The sequence below is a fragment of the Pelagibacterium sp. genome (assembly GCF_035555455.1).
Lineage (GTDB): Bacteria > Pseudomonadota > Alphaproteobacteria > Rhizobiales > Devosiaceae > Pelagibacterium.
The window spans coordinates 18,358-34,440 of the sequence record NZ_DATMGM010000009.1; the positions used below are offsets into that span (position 1 = coordinate 18,358).

Genomic DNA, 16,083 nt, shown 5'->3' on the forward strand with positions numbered 1-16,083 from the left:
CAGAAAGCGGGATCGGGTTCCGGTTCACTGGGGCATGAACGCAATGAAATGGGCGCAGGTTCCATAGTCAACTAGGGCAGGAGCACCAGCATCAGGGGTGCAGCGACGACCAGCAGGGCTATGGTGATCAGGCGAATGGGCAGGGATGACCGCAGCCACGCTGGCGATAGCAGGGAAACGCCAAAAACGATCACCGGACAGATGATGGCCGCTTGCAGGAAATCCAGAGCGAGAAAATTGCTGAATCCGGCCAGGCGGAGCAAAAGCCAGTACCCCGCGACAAACCCCGCCAGCGCAGCCATCAGCATGAGCAGGACATCGGCAAAAATGGCGATCATGCGATCGAGATAGGCGCTTGCGAAAACGAGGACCACTGCGAAAGCCACCAGAAAAGCCGCGGTGAGGGCCACGGGCAGCCTCAGGTCGGATAACATGGCGATCGTATCGTGAGGCCGGTAGGCACTCAGCAGCGGCTTGCCGGGGAAGGGCAGCGGCTGGGCGTTCAATCCCCACACAAGAGCAAGCAGCAACAGCGCGCTCAGAGCAAAGAACGCGGCTGTGACGCCGACGGCTTTAAGCCTGCTCGATACCGGGTTCATCGGTCAGTCCGCCCGATCGATGAACACTGAATAGGCCGCGTAGCAGTAAGAAGCGGCGCAATCGGCGAGGTCGAATTCCAGTGCGATTCGCCCGCTGCCGTCGGACACGATCGAGACGATCGGATAATAGTCGTCGAGCCGGTCCTCGCCGAGCAGCTTGCCGGAGGCGTTGCGGACAACCAGATCGAGATCGTAACAATCCTCGTCGCAATCGCCCATGATCTGAACGGCCGTTTTGGCGGGAACGTCCAGTTCGATAGTGGCGGTCTCGCCGCTGTTGATCCGAACGATACCGAACGTATCAAGTGTATAGCCGGATTGGGCATACTCCATATTTTCAAGAACTTGCTCGTACAGCCGGGAAACATAGCTATTCTGCGCCAGCGCGGGAAAAGCGACCCCGGCGAACAGAACGGCAGCGATTATACGACGCGCGAAAACCACGAATGCGCCCCCCGCATGGTTGAGAGATTGAACAGGCAATATCGGGCGGCCATAGGAACGGCAAGCGGGTTGTCGGGTTCGGATGCGCGACAAGACTATGGCGCCATATCGAGGGGAATAGGCGAGGCCTGGTTGACGACCGTGACCCGGATACGGGCGTTGGCCGCCAGATAAGGATCATTGACGAAGAACGGCTCGCTGGTCGCCCTGCCGACGACGGAATGAATACGATCGTCGGAGAGGCCGAATTCCCCCAGAATAGAGCGCACCGCATTGGCGCGGTCAGACGACAACTCCCAAGCGCCATAGGACGGGTCGGAATACTGCACTCCAGCCGCCGTGTGGCCGGAGATGCGCACCTGGTTGGGTAACCGCTCCAAAACGGGCGCAATGGCCGCCAGCGAGGCCCGCATCCATTCGTAGGGGTATTTGGAGCCTTCCTGGAACATGGGGCGACCGCGCTGGTCGACGATCTGGATATCAAGGCCGGTCTCACTGGCTTCGACAATCAGGTTGTCGGCCATTTCCATGATCTCAGGCATGGATTCCCATGCCTGTCGAATGCTGGCTGCCGCACTGTGGAAGCGCTGCGAATCCTGCGCCAAAAGGTCGGTGGCGGAATCCTTGCCTTCGCTCTGGGCTTCGGCAGTGCTGCCCGGCGCGGCTTCGAGAATGGCGTCTGCGACCGAACCGGCTATGGCGATGCCGTCCGAGCGTGTGGCGTCGGTCAGCGCTCCGGCAACATCGAGGGACCGCCCCGAAAGGACGCCACCCGAGCCGCTTTGGCTTTCGCTGACGTTGGGAGGAGCGAAATAGTTGGCCAGCCCTTCCTTTTGCTCCGGTGTGGTCATGTTGATCAGCCAGAGCAGGAGGAAAAACGCCATCATTGCCGTAACAAAGTCGGCATAGGCGATTTTCCACGCGCCCCCGTGATGGGTATGGGCCGCCTTTTTAATCCGCTTGATGATAACGGGGCCTTGCTGACGCGCCATTGGGACGAACTCCTCTAGCGGGCCAGCTTGAGGTCGGCGGTCGCCTGATCGACTTCAGAAAATGAGGGGCGATCTTCGGACATGACGGCCTTGCGGGCAAATTCGACGGCGATGACGGGCGGATAGCCGGCCACATGCGCGAGCAGCCCAGCCTTCATGGAGAGGAAATACTTGGCTTCCGCTTCATTGGTGTTGCGCAGCGCCTGTGCCATCGGCCCGAAAAAGCCATACGCACAGAAAACGCCCAGAAACGTTCCGACCAGCGCGCCACCGATCAGCTGACCAAGCACTTCCGGCGGTTCGGTGATCGAACCCATGGTCTTGATCACACCAAGCACGGCGGCCACGATGCCCAGTGCGGGCGTGGCGTCGGCCAGAGACTGCACGGCCTGCACCACCCGGTCATTTTCCTGGTGGTGGGTTTCAAGTTCCTCGTCGATCAGGGATTCCAGCTCGTGCACCGCATAAGTGCCCAGCGTGATCATCCGCAGATAATCGCACAGGAACTCCACGGCGCGATGGTTGCTGGCAAAGGTGGGAAAGCGCGCGAAAAGATCCGATTGGACCGGATTTTCGATGTGCTGTTCCAAAGCGAGCAGGCCCTTGGATTGCACCAGCTTGAAGATCGAAAATTGCAGCCCGAGCAGGTCGACATAAGACTGCTTGTTGTAGCGCGGCCCGCGGAAGAGGGTGCCGAATACGCCAAGCGATTGTTTGAGAACCGCCTTCGGGTTGCCGATGATAAAGGCACCCAGCGCGGCGCCGAGGATGATAACCGCCTCAAACGGTTGCCAGAGCACCCCCAGATGACCACCCATGGCGGCAAAACCACCAAGGACAGAGAGGAAGATGATGATTGTTCCGGCAATCAGTCGCATGACAGGTTGCTCTCCTAAGCTTGCCGGCACGGTCCGGTAGTCTGGACCGATCTATACGCGGGTAAGGTTACCGAACTCTGAGTCCGGCGGTCGCGTGGAGATCATGACAATGTGAGCAACGGGGACGGGCCGCAAAAAGCGGCATTTTCACTTCATGTGAGGGGAGAGGTTCGGAAAATGGTGGGCTCGGCGGGATTCGAACCCGCGACGGCTCGATTAAAAGTCGAGTGCTCTACCAGCTGAGCTACGAGCCCTGTTGAATGCGGTCGAGAGGTGACCGCCGATGATGCGCGGAACATAGTGGCTGACTTCGTCGAGTCAACCCGTTTGTTGGAGTGATCGAAACATCGTTTATCGCGTGGATATCAAAGGGGCAAGGGGCGACCGCGATAAGGTGTGATCTCGCAGGGCAGGTCCAGTCGTATGAGCCGTGAACACAGCGCCTGGGCGGAGGATGGACCGGGAAACGGGCCGAAAACGATGCGGGTCAACTCGGTTTGTTCCGAATCGGCCAGTAGGGGAGCGGTGTCGAGCAGCAATGAGCCCGCAATTGCCCGAACGGCGGTGTAGGCAGTTTGGGCTGTCTCCCGCCGCACCGGATCGCCCACAGCGATTCCCAACAATTGAGTTTCGGGCTCGGGCTCTGCAACGATTTCTGGTGCGAGCGGCGGGGGCAGGGGCTGTCTAGGCAGGGGCAGGGCGTCGTCGAACAGCGCACTGTAGCGAACCACCATGGCACCGCCTGCCAGTTCATAGATCTCACCAGCGGTTTCGGTGATCGAGGCGGTCAGCAGGGAGCGATCGATATCGCTTTCTAGCGGCAGCGCCTCGATGAGCAGCGGCAGGCTCATTTCCACGGCAGCCAGACGACGGATCGCCTCGTTGCTGTCGTCGTGCAACATGTTAAAGCGCGTAACGAGTCTGCGATAGTCGCCCGCAATACGGTTCCGGTCCTGTTCGAGTTCGGCCAGTTGCGTGCGGATGTGACTGAAGCTGCCGTTTTCGCGATATGGCGTATGCAGGCCGCCCAAAGTCTGCGCTGGCAGGAGAAAGGACAGGTTGGCAGCAAGAACCGCGACAGCGCCGCACGCCAGTGCCGCTATGCCCCAACAGGAAATATCGGTTCGTTCGACCGGCAGGAAAAATCGTTTGGTTTTTTGCACCTTTGCATATCCCGCTTTACTGACGAATCAGATCAAAACACACATTAGCGATGCAAACGTAAACGGAGCCGCTATTCGCACTTTGCCGTCCTGAAAATTGCGGAGGACTGGCACAAGGCAACACCGTGCTGCCATAAAGATGGGCGAAACGGCCCGGAAAAGGCTTGGGGAGTTGAGATGTCCGATCTTAGGGTAATCGTTCTGGCAGCGGGGGAGGGCACCCGCATGAAGTCCGCCCTGCCAAAAGTTCTCCATAAGATCGGGGGACGTCCAATCGTCGGCCATGTTCTCAAGGCGGCCCGCGATGCTGGTGCCCAGACCGTGGCGATGGTCACGGGGCCCGGCCATGGCGCCGTGCGCGAGGCCATGAGCGCGATCGACCCGCAGGTCGTCTTCTTCGAGCAGACCGAGAGAAAAGGGACCGCACACGCCGCCTCGATGGCTCGTCCGGTTTTTTCCGGTGCAACCGGCTATGTTGCGGTCGTCTATGGGGACCATCCATTGCTGCGCGGCGAGGATTTCCGCCGCGTCACCGCGCGGCTCGATGCCGGGCTGGATGTGGCGATCCTTGGCTTTGAGCCAGCCGACCCCACGGGTTATGGACGTTTGATCACCGAAGGAGATCGGTTGCTTGCCATCCGCGAGCATAAGGACGCCAGCGAGGATGAGCGCCGGATCGGGCTCTGCAATGCGTGCATCCTTGCCTTTCGCGCCGAGGTGTTCGAAGCCTTGATCGACGAGGTTGGCACCGACAACGCCCAGGGCGAATATTATCTCACCGACCTCGTGGAACTGGCCAACCGCGCCGGAAAATCGGTCGGTTATGCTGTCGCGCCGGAAGAAAGCGTGATGGGCGTCAATGATCGCGCCCAGCTTGCCCGGGCAGAGGGCGTGTTCCAGGCGATGCAGCGCGAGGATTTCATGCGGGCAGGGGTGACCTTGCACGATCCGGACAGCGTCTATTTTTCCTTCGATACCGAAATCGAACCTGATGTAGAAATCGAACCTCATGTGGTCTTCGGCCCGGGCGTGCGGATCGAATCCGGCGCGGTGATTCATGCCTTCTCCCATATCGAGGGTGCCCATATCGGGCCCCATGCCAGCGTGGGCCCGTTTGCCCGCTTGCGCCCGGGCGCCCAACTGGCGAGCGCGGCGCGGGTCGGCAATTTCGTCGAGGTCAAGAATGCGACGCTAGGCGAGGGGAGCAAGGTCAACCACCTCACGTATATCGGCGATGCCGAAATCGGTGCCAAATCCAATATCGGGGCGGGCACCGTCACCTGTAATTACGATGGCTATAACAAGGCGCGTACGGTGATCGGCGAAAACGCTTTCATCGGCTCCAATTCAGCCCTCGTTGCCCCCGTCGAGATCGGCGATGGAGCCTATGTTGCTTCCGGTTCCGTGATCACCGAGCCTGTTCCATCCGATGCCTTGGGGATCGGACGCTCGCGGCAGGTGAACAAATCCGGCTACGGCAAGGCGCTCAACCAGCGCTTCAAGGCCATCAGGGAAAGCAAGTAGGAGACGGCACATGTGCGGAATTGTCGGCATCATAGGGACTGAACCCGTCGCCGACCGCCTTGTGCATGCCTTGCGACGGCTGGAATATCGCGGCTACGACAGTGCCGGAATTGCAACTCTTTCCACCTCTGGCCTCGACCGGAGGCGCGCAAAAGGCAAGCTCGACAATTTGGAGCAAACGCTCGTCAATCAGCCGCTCGGCGGGACGATCGGCATTGGTCACACTCGCTGGGCAACTCATGGCGGGGCAACCGAGCTCAATGCTCACCCGCACATGGCGGGGCCGGTGGCTGTCGTTCACAACGGCATCATCGAAAACTTCAGGGAATTTATTAAAGAGCTTGGGGAAGATGGATATTTTCCCAAAAGTGAGACCGACACGGAGGTGGTCGCGCTGTTGGTGGCGCGTGAAATGGCCCGCGGTGCGACACCGCGCGAGGCGGTAGCCAGGACACTGCCAAAGCTGCGCGGGACGTTTGGTCTCGTGTTTCTGTTTGCCGGAGCTGGCGATCTTCTGATCGCTGCCCGACAAGGATCACCGCTCGCCATTGGTCACGGCGAAGACGAGATGTATCTGGGGTCCGATGCGTTCGCGCTGGCTCCGTTCACCGACAAGATTACCTATCTGGAAGAGGGCGACTGGGCGGTTCTGACACGAGCTGGGGCTGAGATTTTCGACTTCGATGGCAAGCCCGCCGAACGCAGGCGGCAGATTTCTGCCGCGTCAGCAGTGCTGGCTGACAAGGGCAATCATCGCCATTTTATGGCCAAAGAAATGTTCGAGCAGCCCGAAACCGTGTCGCACACCCTGGCGCATTATGTTGATCTGGCCGAAGAGCGTGTCAGCCTAAGGGAGTCCTTACCCTTTGATTTTGCTGCGCTTTCCCGATTGACGATCACCGCTTGCGGCACGGCCTATTATGCCGCTCTGGTCGCTAGATACTGGTTCGAGCGTTATGCAAGATTGCCGGTTGATGTCGATGTCGCGTCGGAATTCCGCTATCGCGAACCGCCGTTGCCCGAAAACGGATTGACCCTGGTTATCTCTCAATCGGGCGAGACCGCCGATACGTTGGCGGCACTGCGCTATGCGGTGCGGTCCCGCCAGCATGTCGCGGCGCTGGTCAATGTCCGGGAATCGACGATTGCCCGCGAAAGCCATGTGGCGTTTCCCACCTTGTGCGGCCCGGAAATTGGCGTTGCGTCGACCAAGGCGTTTACAGCGCAATTGACCGCCTTGGCCAGCCTGAGTATCGCGGCCGGGCAGGCGCGGGGCGTACTTAGGCCCGACGATGCGCGAGCTCTCGTTCGCGCACTCAGTGAGTTGCCCAGCGCGATTTCCCAAGCTCTGCGGCAGGAAGCGCAGATCGAGGCAATTTCCCGCCAGTTGGCGCGAGCGAGCGACGTTCTTTATCTCGGTCGCGGCCATATGTTTCCTCTGGCGCTCGAAGGCGCGCTCAAGCTCAAGGAAATTTCCTATATCCACGCGGAAGGCTTTGCCGCCGGCGAACTCAAACATGGGCCTATCGCGCTCGTGAACGAGCAAATGCCCGTTGTCGTGATTGCTCCGGGTGACGAACTGTTGGAAAAGACGCTCTCGAACATGCACGAAGTGGCGGCGCGCGGCGGAAAAATCATTCTGATTACCGATGCCGAAGGACGGAGCAAGGCTGGACCGGACATTTCCGAGATCATCGAAATGCCGCGGGTTCATTCTTTCGCTGCCCCGGTCCTTATGGCACTGCCGGTGCAGCTTCTGGCTTATCACACGGCAGTCTTTATGGGCACCGATGTCGATCAGCCACGCAACCTGGCAAAATCCGTCACCGTGGAATAGCAGGCGGAACAGTGTTTGGGCGCTGTTGCTACAGGAGGTAGATTGCCGGTCCGGGCATGCTTTCAGATGCGCATAAGTTCCATAATATATATTATGCGAATGTGATTTGCTAACGGCATCCTGCAATTGCCAAGCCGCCAGATGAACGTTGGGGGCATCGGTGACGATGGGGTATTGCCGTTTTTGTTCTCGGCGCTTGCAAGCCTGGCAAGCGCTGAGGAAACACAGTTTGAGCCTAGGCTGTGCGCGGATGGCAGCGATGAAAACGCTGGATGGGTTCAATTGTCACCCAAATACCTTGGATATGGGCGTGGGCGCACCGCATCACGATGCACGCTGCTCTTGCCAAAGGCAAGTGGCGGGTGGGGGGAGATTCGAACTCCCGAGACGCTTGCACGCCCGCCGGTTTTCAAGACCGGTGCAATCAACCACTCTGCCACCCACCCGAGGGACGCTAGGGCCCCTTGAAGGGCCCGGTCGATGGCTCGCGGTTTAGCGGTTCATGACGTGTCTGTCCAGAGGATCAGGAGGCTTTGCGCCAACCCGCTCTCAAATGTCAGGGCAGAAGAATTGTCGAACCGACCGTCTGGCGGCTTTCCAAAGCGCGGTGCGCTTCAGCGGTATCCGCAAGTGCAAAACGCTGGCCGATATGGGGCTTAATGGCGCCCGATTCGACGGCAGCGAACAATGCCTTGGCTCCGGCCAGCAACGCGGGGCGCTCGGCGAAATAGTCTGCGCCGGTCGGTCGGGTGAGAAACAGGGAGCCCTTGCGGGAGAGAATGCCCAGGTCAGGCACGCTGACAGGACCGGTCGCATTGCCGTAGCTCACCATCAGGCCCATAGGCCGCAGGCAGTCGAGAGATTTTTCGAACGTCGCCTGCCCTACCCCGTCATAGACGACGTCCACGCCCTTGCCATTGGTCAACTCGCGAACTTTCTGCGGGAAATCCTCTTCGGAATAGTTGATGACCGCATCGCATCCATTGGCGAGCGCCAACTCGACCTTTTCCGCGCTGCCCGCGGTTCCGATCACGCGAGCGCCAATTGATTTGGCCCATTGGCAGGCAATAAGGCCCATGCCGCCCGCGGCAGCCTGGAACAGGATGGTTTCATCAGCGCGCACCGGCCAGGTGAGAAACAGCAGATAGTATGCCGTCAGCCCCTTGAGCATGATTGCAGCCGCAGTCTCGTAGTCGATCGCGTCGGGCAGCAGGACGGCCTTGGATGCAGGCATGATCCGCTCCTGGCAATATGCGCCTGGCGTTCCCTGATAGGCGATGCGGTCGCCGGGCTTGAAGCTGGAAACACCAGCACCCACGGCGAGCACTTCGCCAGCCCCTTCCGAGCCGGGAATCAGTGGCAAAGGCAGAGGATACAGGCCGCTCCGATGATAGGTATCGATGAAATTGACGCCAATCGCATGGTGCCGGACATGGATTTCTCCCGAACCCGGCTCTCCAATCTCGACATCCCGGAAATTCATGGCTTCCGGTCCGCCAAAATGGTCGACGACGATAGCTTTCATGTTTCTCGTTACTCTCTTCTTCTGGCCGTACGCAGCCGTTCAGGGCGGCGACGGAGAACGGGTCGTTTCCGGCGCGACCTTTGCACAGGCATATCGCCTTCGCCAAGTGGCGCAACGTCGCTATTGCCATCGAAAACGTCATTCTCGGCGTCGGGCTGGTCAACGCCCCCCTCCCCGGCCATCGCCAGCGCCGGGTCTGCACCAGTTTCGGAATCTTCCGCTCGCTCGGCCGGCAGAACGGGTTCAACGCGCAGTTCGGGAGCTGTCTGGATTGGATCGATAGCGGGCTCAAGCGTTGGCTCGGTGCGGCCTTGCAGGCCGCGCGAACCGGGCGTTGCCGCTTTTGCGCCAGAGGCCGAAAACTCCCTCCGCATCAGCGTGGTCACCGCCAGCACCAGCACCGCGAACCCCATGGCGGCATAGAGATAGGGCCGCGCCACATCGAGCCCCAGACCATCGGCGATCAACACGGCACCGATCATGAACAGAAATCCCAGCGCCAGCGCCTTGATGGATGGGTGACGGGCAATCAGAGCTCCCGCGGCACTGGCGGCGAAATAAAGAATTATGATGGAAACGACCACAGCGACGGCCATCGCTTCGACATAGGAGGTGAGCCCAATCGCCGTGATGATCGAATCGACCGAAAATACCGCATTGATGAAAATGATCTGGACAATGGCGAGCGCCGGGCTGCTCGCGGCGGATCGGGCTGCAGCTTGCCTCGGCACTGGCTCCACCAGCAGATGCAGTTCGGTGACCGCCTTATAGACCAGAAAGAACCCACCGCCGAGAAGGATCAGATCACGCCAGCTTGGGGACCACCCTGCAAGGGTGAAGGCCGTTCGTTGCAGGCCCAGCACCCAGACAATGGCGGCCAGCAGAAGCAATCGAAACACTGCCGCCATCGCCAGGCCGATTTGCAAGATGCGCTGGCGGTGGCGTTCGGGCAGTTTTGCGGCCAGTGTTGAAATGAAAACGACGTTGTCGGCGCCGAGCGCCACCTCCATGCCGATCAGCAGGAAAAGGCTGGCCCAAAAGGCCGGTTCGAAAACGAATTCCAGCATGTGATGCCCTCAATCTGGAGGCAGAACGCTGTCATTGGTGGTGGCATGACAACGCCCGCGGGGATGATCGGCGACCGCCCCGGCGCACGAGTGCTGCACATTTGCGGGCAACAACGGCAATAAAGCGGCAGAGCACGCGCGCTGCTTGCGGCACGATACGCGCAAGCCTATCTGTAGGCCAATCAGGAGATGAACCATGGGCACACATAATCAGGTTGCGGTGATTGGCGGCGGATTGACCGGCAAGGCCTCAGCGGTCGCAGCGGCAAGGGCCGGGTTTTCAACGCTGCATGTCGCCCCGGACGTTGCTCCCGATCGCAGGACGACCGCACTGATGGGCCCGTCAGTTGACTATATGATCGAGACCGGGCTGATTGGAGATCCCGCTTCCCTCGGCACCCCCCTCACCCGCATCCGCATAATCGATGCGACCGAGCGATTCCTGCGAGGGCCCGAGGTGGCCTTCGCAGCCTCCGAATTCGGTTACGCGACATTTGGCTGGAATTTTCCCAATATCGCGCTCGGCGAGAGCTTTGCGCGGGCGGGAGCCGCATTTGAGAGCCTTGCCCATAAGGCCACCACGCTTGTTTCGGCCCATCGCCGGGAGGACGTCTGGCATTTGGCGCTTGGAGACGGATCGGTGGCGACCGTTGACCTGCTTATCGGAGCTGACGGCAAGAATTCGGGAGTTCGCAAAGCCGCCGGTATCCAGGTGCGAGAGCGGAAATTCGATCAGGCGGCGCTGGTTTGCGACCTGCAACTGGGCCGGGGCCTTGATGGCGAATCAGTTGAATTCCACTATGCCAATGGCCCATTCACTCTGGTCCCTGCCGGCAGAACACGCGCCAACCTGGTATGGATTGACCGACTGGAAACGCTTGAGCAGGCGCGGCGAGACCCTGAAATTTTCAAGGCGGCTCTCAACGAAAAATCCAGCCATCTGTTCGGGGAGATCGAACCGGTGACGCCGAGCTTCGTCTTCCCGCTGTCGACGCTTTCCGTCAGCGTCGCCGGGCGCGACGGCGCGGTTCTCGTCGGCGAGGCCGCTCATGCTTTCCCGCCCATCGGGGCGCAGGGGCTCAATCTTGGCTTGCGTGATGTGGCCGGACTCGATGCCTGCCTGAGGGCAGCCAATCCGGGTGCCTATGGCTGGGCCGATACGGTTGCCCGGCGCTATGGCGCGGACCGCAGCCCTGACCTTATGCGCACCGGATCGTTCGTTGATGGGTTGTTCGGAACGCTGATCTCCCCTCACCTGCCCGCACAAGTGCTCCGCGGCGCAGGATTGTGGGGACTGAAGACCTTTCCAGGCCTGCGTCGCCGGGCCGTGGAGTTTGGCCTGGGCCGGTAACTTCTCTGCGTGTGATCGCAGATTTAAAAAAAGGCGGGCACAGCGGCCCGCCTTTTTTGTAGCTATCAGGTTTGTGCGCCTTACTGGGCCGGAGCGCTCTCGGCAGGAGCTTCTGCGCCGGATTCCATTTGCTCACGCAGCTGATTGGCGCGATCCTGCAGAACCTGTTCCAGCACGTTCTCCGTGGAGCTCGCCTGGTTCAGTTCCTCAATGGAGATGCCTTCCGGATTGTCGTAAACGGCGGTGAACCCGGCGAGGGTAATGTTGATCGTGATGTCCTCGTTCTGGCGGTTCTTGGCGATCAGCTTGAGCGAAGCGCCCCGCTTGAGGCTCTGGATATAGGATTCGTTGACCACGAGTTGGGCTGAACAGGCCTGCGGATCGCACAGCATGAATGGCACACGCACCGGCTTTCCGCTATCGATCTGCCAGGTCAGCCCGAAAGGCAGCAGCACGCCGATGGGTACGGAGGCCACAGCCAACAGACGGCTTTCCTGGCTGGGGTCGTCGCGCAGCAGGAACGAACCGGTGAACACGCCGGTGTTGGTCACGACCTGGCGCATGATGCAGGCCTTGCCGCCATCATCAAGTTCACTGCAGACCTTAAGCCAGTTGTTTTCTGGCGCCGCACCCTCGGTGGCTTCGGCAAGGTCGACCATTCCCGCGTCTGCGGACTGTGCAGATGCGGCCCCGGCCATTGAAAGAGCCAGTCCCGTGGCAACAGCGCCAGCAAGTATCGCGTTTAAAATCTTCATGGAAATTCCTGTTGCTCTGGGCAGGTTGTCCCCGCCGGAATCAAACGGATCAGATACTTCAAGAGCGGCGAATTCGGGCAATAACATGACCCCTGCCTCCTGCCAATGCGGTTGCTCGTGTGCTGTATCTCAAAGGCTTCACCGATCTTGGGCAAGAGCGGCCAGCCGCGACAGAATTGCAGCACTGCCCTTGAGACGCTGCTCGGCAGTCGGCCAGTTGCGCGCGAACATGATCTTCTGATCGGGTCGCAACTTTGCAGCCTGACCCGGATCAGCGATATGGCGCACCAATCCGGCAGGATTTGGGAAAACCGCGTTCCTCAATGTGACAAGTGCGCCCTTGGGGCCGGCATCGACTTTTTCCACATTGGCCGTCCGGCACAGGGATTTGATCAGGACGACCTTGAGCAAGGCTTCAACTTCTTCCGGCAAAGGCCCGAAACGATCTATCATTTCTGCGCCAAGCGCATCGATTTCACGCGGCTCGGCGAGGTCACCCAGCCGGCGATAGAGTTGCATCCGCACCTGAAGGTCGGGCACGTAGCTTTCCGGGATCATCACCGGCATTCCCAGAGAAATTTGTGGCGACCACTGGCCATTTTCAGCCTGCTCGGCCGTCTCTCCGGCGCGCAGCGAAGCCACAGCTTCTTCCAGCATGGATTGATAAAGTTCGAAGCCCACTTCGCGGATATGACCCGACTGCTCGTCGCCCAATAGATTTCCCGCCCCGCGAATGTCGAGGTCATGGCTGGCGAGCTGGAACCCAGCACCCAGCGATTCGAGCGACTGCAGCACTTGCAGCCTGCGCTGCGCCTGTTCGTTGAGCTTTCGGTCCGCGGGGACAGTGAAAATGGCATAGGCCCGCGTCTTGGAGCGGCCGATACGGCCCCGGATCTGATACAGCTGGGCCAGCCCGAACCGATCGGCGCGGTGCACGATCAGGGTATTGGCTGTCGGCACGTCGAGCCCGGATTCCACGATAGTGGTGGCGACCAGAACGTCGAACTTGCCGTCATAAAAGGCGGTCATCGTATCATCGAGCTGGGTTGGCGCCATCTGTCCATTGGCCACCACGAAGCTGACCTCAGGCACATGGTCCGTGAGAAATTGCGCGATATCAGGCTGGTCGGAAATGCGTGGGCAGACGTAAAAGGCCTGGCCGCCGCGATACTTCTCGCGCAGCAAAGCCTCGCGCACCACCAGCGGGTCGAAAGGTGACACGAAGGTACGGATGGCCAGTCGGTCCACCGGTGGCGTTGCCAGCAGCGACAGGTCGCGCACTCCGGTTAGCGCCATTTGCAGCGTGCGGGGGATTGGTGTCGCGGAAAGAGTCAGGACGTGGACGTTGTGCTTGAGTTCCTTGAGGCGCTCTTTATGGCCCACGCCAAAATGCTGTTCCTCGTCCACGATCAACAGCCCGAGATCGCGAAAGCCGATGGATTTGGAAAGCAATGCGTGGGTCCCGATGACGATATCCACGCTGCCGTCCTTGAGCCCTTCTTTGGTCGCCTTCAGTTCAGCAGCCGGCACCAATCGTGAGGCCTGCCTGACCCGAACCGGCAAGCCGGCAAAGCGCTCGGAGAATGTCTTGAAGTGCTGGCGTGACAGAAGCGTCGTGGGGACCACCACGGCCACCTGTCTGCCGCTCATGGCCATGACGAAGGCCGCCCGCAGGGCCACCTCGGTCTTGCCGAAGCCGACGTCCCCACAGACCAGCCGATCCATGATCCGACCGGACGTCAGATCGTCGAACACCGCATCGATGGTGGCAAGCTGGTCCTCGGTTTCCTCATAGGGAAAGCGCGCGCAGAACTCGTCGTAAGCGCCCGTCTGTACTTCGATCGGGTCGGTTGAGGCCATCTCCCGCGCGGCGGCGATCTTGATGAGCTGCCCGGCCATTTCGCGGATGCGCTGTTTGAGCCGTGACTTCTTGGCCTGCCAGGCGACGCCGCCAAGTCTGTCGAGTTCTGCGCCTTCCGAGCCGTAACGGGTCAGCAGTTCGATGTTTTCTACGGGCAGGTAGAGCTTGTCACCCTTTGCATATTCGATCTCGACGCAATCGTGGGGCGCTCCCGCCGCCTCGATGGCCTTGAGGCCGATAAACCGCCCGATGCCGTGGTCCACATGCACGACCAGATCACCCGCAGACAGGCTCGTGGCCTCAGTCAGGGCGTCCGAGGCTTTCCTGCGTCGGGTCTGGCGGATGATGCGCTCGCCCAGAATGTCCTGTTCGGAGAGCACGGCGATATCGTCGGTGATATATCCCGACTCCAGCGGCAGCACCGCCAGGCCCAATTGCCCGACTTTGAGCTGGGCAATCTGGTTCCAGTTCTCCAGCCGGCGGATAGCCTTGAGGCCGTGATCCTTGAGCACCTGCCCCATTCGATCACGGGTGCCTTCGGTCCAACAGGTGATAACGGTCTTGCGCCCTGCCCTCGCCTCAGTCTTGATCCGGCTGATCACCGCCTCGAAAAGGTTGACGTCGGTAGCCTGCCGTTCGGCGGCAAAGCTGGGTGCAAGATTGCCCGAACAATCGATCACCGGGAGGCTTTCGCCCGCCGGGAGGAACGGGGTCAGTTCGGTGACATCGTGGCCGTGCATCAAGTCATAGGGCGATTGGCCCACGTGATAGAGCAGTTCCGGATCGATGGGCTTATAGGGCGCCCCCGCCGTCGAGCCCTGGTCGCGAGCCTCCTTGCGCGCGGAATAATAGTCGAGGATTTGATCGCGCCGTTCCCCATAGGCTTCGCTTACTTGCTCATCGAAGAACACGGGCGCATCGCCGATATAGGAGGCAAATGTCCCCATCTGTTCGTAAAAGAATGGCAGCCAGTGTTCCATGCCGGCAAAGCGCTGCCCGGCACTGATCGCACCATAGAGCGGATCATCGGCGGTGTTGCCGCCAAAGGTTGTCGTATAGTTGCGACGGAAACGGGGGATCGTGTCCTCGGTCAGCAGGGCCTCGCTCATCGGCACCAGCGTCACCTTGCGGATGTTTCCCGTGGTTCTCTGCGTTTCCGGGTCGAAAGTGCGAATGGTTTCAAGCTGCTGCCCGAAAAAATCAAACCTGAGCGGTTGATTGTTCCCTGCCGGAAACAGGTCGATCAAGCCACCGCGCACCGCAAATTCACCGGTTTCGCGCACGGTTGGAACGCGCAGATAGCCATTATCGCTCGCCCATGCGACCAGACGGTCGCTATCGATGACGCGTCCCGCCGCTGCCGAAAACGTCATTGCCTCGACCACATCGCGCGGCACGACACGCTGGATGAGCGCATTGACCGCCGTGAGCACCACGGCGCCCTTGATCTGGGGATCGACCAATTGGGCCAGTGTCGACATGCGCGAGGAAATCGTCACTGAGTTTGGTGACACGCGGTCGTAGGGCAGACAGTCCCAGGCGGGAAAAACCAGCACAGGATGGCCGGGAAGCATGGCCTCCAGGATTTCACCCAGCCGCAGAAGCCGCCGTCCATCGCGCGCAACAAACGCAATCGAAACAGGCGCTTCCGGCGCCTCCTTCAATCGCTTTTCGATTTCCTTGGCCAAAACGGCTGGCTGCATCCCGTCCGGCAGGTTGGCCAGTATCCGCTGCGGTCTGTCGCGCATCGAGTCCATAAAACTATACCTGTCCGAGCTTGTGGTCGCGGATTGCGTCGATCAACCCCCGGTCGACATCGCCGGGGATATCGCGCTGTCCCATCAACCAGGCCTGTAGATCGGTTTCCTCGTGATCCATCAGCGTCTCCAGCCGATCCAGCATGGCTGCATCGAGACCGGACAGATGTGCGGCGACATAGCCACCAATCAGGATGTCCATTTCCTGTGTGCCGCGATGCTGGGCGCGGTACAGCGCGCGCTTGCGCCGCGTTTCGAGATCGTGTTTTTCGGTCATTATTCGCTTAATCGGGTTGGAGATGGCCGTTAATAGATGCATTCGGCGCGCCT

13 protein-coding genes and 2 tRNA genes are annotated in these 16,083 nt (G+C 60.2%); 3 read left to right on the forward strand and 12 right to left on the reverse strand.

What is annotated here, in order from left to right:
- Positions 1 to 71 precede the first annotated feature (71 nt).
- From VNS12_RS01705 to VNS12_RS01730, 6 genes are all read right to left on the reverse strand, one after another.
- Positions 72 to 599: a hypothetical protein gene (locus VNS12_RS01705; RefSeq protein ID WP_325486113.1), complete on the reverse strand. Its 528-nt coding sequence runs from the start codon at positions 597 to 599 to the stop codon at positions 72 to 74.
- Positions 600 to 602: 3 nt separating this feature from the next.
- On the reverse strand, positions 603 to 1,043 hold the full coding sequence (locus tag VNS12_RS01710) for a hypothetical protein (RefSeq protein ID WP_325486114.1): 441 nt from the start codon (positions 1,041 to 1,043) through the stop codon (positions 603 to 605).
- Between the two features lie 95 nt (positions 1,044 to 1,138).
- On the reverse strand, positions 1,139 to 2,035 hold the full coding sequence (locus VNS12_RS01715; protein ID WP_325486115.1) for a flagellar motor protein MotB: 897 nt from the start codon (positions 2,033 to 2,035) through the stop codon (positions 1,139 to 1,141).
- 14 nt (positions 2,036 to 2,049) lie between these two features.
- Positions 2,050 to 2,913 (reverse strand): flagellar motor stator protein MotA, encoded by an 864-nt coding sequence (motA, locus tag VNS12_RS01720; RefSeq protein WP_325486116.1) that lies wholly within the window; start codon positions 2,911 to 2,913, stop codon positions 2,050 to 2,052.
- Between the two features lie 178 nt (positions 2,914 to 3,091).
- Positions 3,092 to 3,167 (reverse strand) — tRNA-Lys (locus tag VNS12_RS01725).
- 111 nt (positions 3,168 to 3,278) lie between these two features.
- Positions 3,279 to 4,076: a hypothetical protein gene (locus VNS12_RS01730; RefSeq protein ID WP_325486117.1), complete on the reverse strand. Its 798-nt coding sequence runs from the start codon at positions 4,074 to 4,076 to the stop codon at positions 3,279 to 3,281.
- Between the two features lie 177 nt (positions 4,077 to 4,253).
- On the opposite strand from VNS12_RS01730, the gene glmU reads away from it, so the two are divergent.
- Positions 4,254 to 5,600 (forward strand): bifunctional UDP-N-acetylglucosamine diphosphorylase/glucosamine-1-phosphate N-acetyltransferase GlmU, encoded by a 1,347-nt coding sequence (gene glmU / locus VNS12_RS01735; RefSeq protein ID WP_325486118.1) that lies wholly within the window; start codon positions 4,254 to 4,256, stop codon positions 5,598 to 5,600.
- 10 nt (positions 5,601 to 5,610) lie between these two features.
- Positions 5,611 to 7,437: a glutamine--fructose-6-phosphate transaminase (isomerizing) gene (gene glmS, locus VNS12_RS01740; RefSeq protein WP_325486119.1), complete on the forward strand. Its 1,827-nt coding sequence runs from the start codon at positions 5,611 to 5,613 to the stop codon at positions 7,435 to 7,437.
- Positions 7,438 to 7,793: 356 nt separating this feature from the next.
- On the opposite strand, the gene VNS12_RS01745 is transcribed toward glmS, so the two are convergent.
- From VNS12_RS01745 to VNS12_RS01755, 3 genes are all read right to left on the reverse strand, one after another.
- Positions 7,794 to 7,883: transfer RNA gene (locus tag VNS12_RS01745), tRNA-Ser, on the reverse strand.
- Positions 7,884 to 7,993: 110 nt separating this feature from the next.
- Positions 7,994 to 8,962, reverse strand: a complete 969-nt coding sequence (locus VNS12_RS01750) for a quinone oxidoreductase family protein (RefSeq protein WP_325486120.1) — start codon at positions 8,960 to 8,962, stop codon at positions 7,994 to 7,996.
- Positions 8,963 to 8,970: 8 nt separating this feature from the next.
- The gene (locus tag VNS12_RS01755; RefSeq protein ID WP_325486121.1) at positions 8,971 to 10,029 is read right to left on the reverse strand and encodes a TerC family protein; all 1,059 of its coding nucleotides are present in this window, start codon (positions 10,027 to 10,029) and stop codon (positions 8,971 to 8,973) included.
- 196 nt (positions 10,030 to 10,225) lie between these two features.
- Between VNS12_RS01755 and VNS12_RS01760 the strand changes: the two genes are divergently transcribed.
- A complete protein-coding gene (locus VNS12_RS01760) occupies positions 10,226 to 11,380 on the forward strand; it encodes an FAD-dependent monooxygenase (RefSeq protein ID WP_325486122.1) in 1,155 nt (384 codons plus the stop codon).
- Positions 11,381 to 11,460: 80 nt separating this feature from the next.
- Here the strand turns inward: VNS12_RS01760 and VNS12_RS01765 are convergent, their stop codons facing one another.
- From VNS12_RS01765 to VNS12_RS01775, 3 genes are all read right to left on the reverse strand, one after another.
- On the reverse strand, positions 11,461 to 12,135 hold the full coding sequence (locus VNS12_RS01765; RefSeq protein ID WP_325486123.1) for an invasion associated locus B family protein: 675 nt from the start codon (positions 12,133 to 12,135) through the stop codon (positions 11,461 to 11,463).
- A gap of 138 nt (positions 12,136 to 12,273) precedes the next feature.
- Positions 12,274 to 15,744: a transcription-repair coupling factor gene (mfd, locus tag VNS12_RS01770; protein WP_325486124.1), complete on the reverse strand. Its 3,471-nt coding sequence runs from the start codon at positions 15,742 to 15,744 to the stop codon at positions 12,274 to 12,276.
- 13 nt (positions 15,745 to 15,757) lie between these two features.
- Positions 15,758 to 16,030, reverse strand: a complete 273-nt coding sequence (locus VNS12_RS01775; RefSeq protein ID WP_325486125.1) for an FAD assembly factor SdhE — start codon at positions 16,028 to 16,030, stop codon at positions 15,758 to 15,760.
- Positions 16,031 to 16,083 lie beyond the last annotated feature (53 nt).

Bases quoted from the DNA above. Each gene is read 5' to 3' on its own strand.
- VNS12_RS01705 (WP_325486113.1), bottom strand. From the start codon at position 599: ATGAACCCGGTATCGAGCAGGCTTAAAGCCGTCGGCGTCACAGCCGCG.
- VNS12_RS01715 (WP_325486115.1), bottom strand. From the start codon at position 2,035: ATGGCGCGTCAGCAAGGCCCCGTTATCATCAAGCGGATTAAAAAGGCG.
- VNS12_RS01750 (WP_325486120.1), bottom strand. From the start codon at position 8,962: ATGAAAGCTATCGTCGTCGACCATTTTGGCGGACCGGAAGCCATGAAT.
- glmU (WP_325486118.1), top strand. From the start codon at position 4,254: ATGTCCGATCTTAGGGTAATCGTTCTGGCAGCGGGGGAGGGCACCCGC.
- VNS12_RS01755 (WP_325486121.1), bottom strand. From the start codon at position 10,029: ATGCTGGAATTCGTTTTCGAACCGGCCTTTTGGGCCAGCCTTTTCCTG.
- VNS12_RS01760 (WP_325486122.1), top strand. From the start codon at position 10,226: ATGGGCACACATAATCAGGTTGCGGTGATTGGCGGCGGATTGACCGGC.
- glmS (WP_325486119.1), top strand. From the start codon at position 5,611: ATGTGCGGAATTGTCGGCATCATAGGGACTGAACCCGTCGCCGACCGC.
- motA (WP_325486116.1), bottom strand. From the start codon at position 2,913: ATGCGACTGATTGCCGGAACAATCATCATCTTCCTCTCTGTCCTTGGT.
- mfd (WP_325486124.1), bottom strand. From the start codon at position 15,744: ATGCGCGACAGACCGCAGCGGATACTGGCCAACCTGCCGGACGGGATG.
- VNS12_RS01775 (WP_325486125.1), bottom strand. From the start codon at position 16,030: ATGACCGAAAAACACGATCTCGAAACGCGGCGCAAGCGCGCGCTGTAC.
- VNS12_RS01765 (WP_325486123.1), bottom strand. From the start codon at position 12,135: ATGAAGATTTTAAACGCGATACTTGCTGGCGCTGTTGCCACGGGACTG.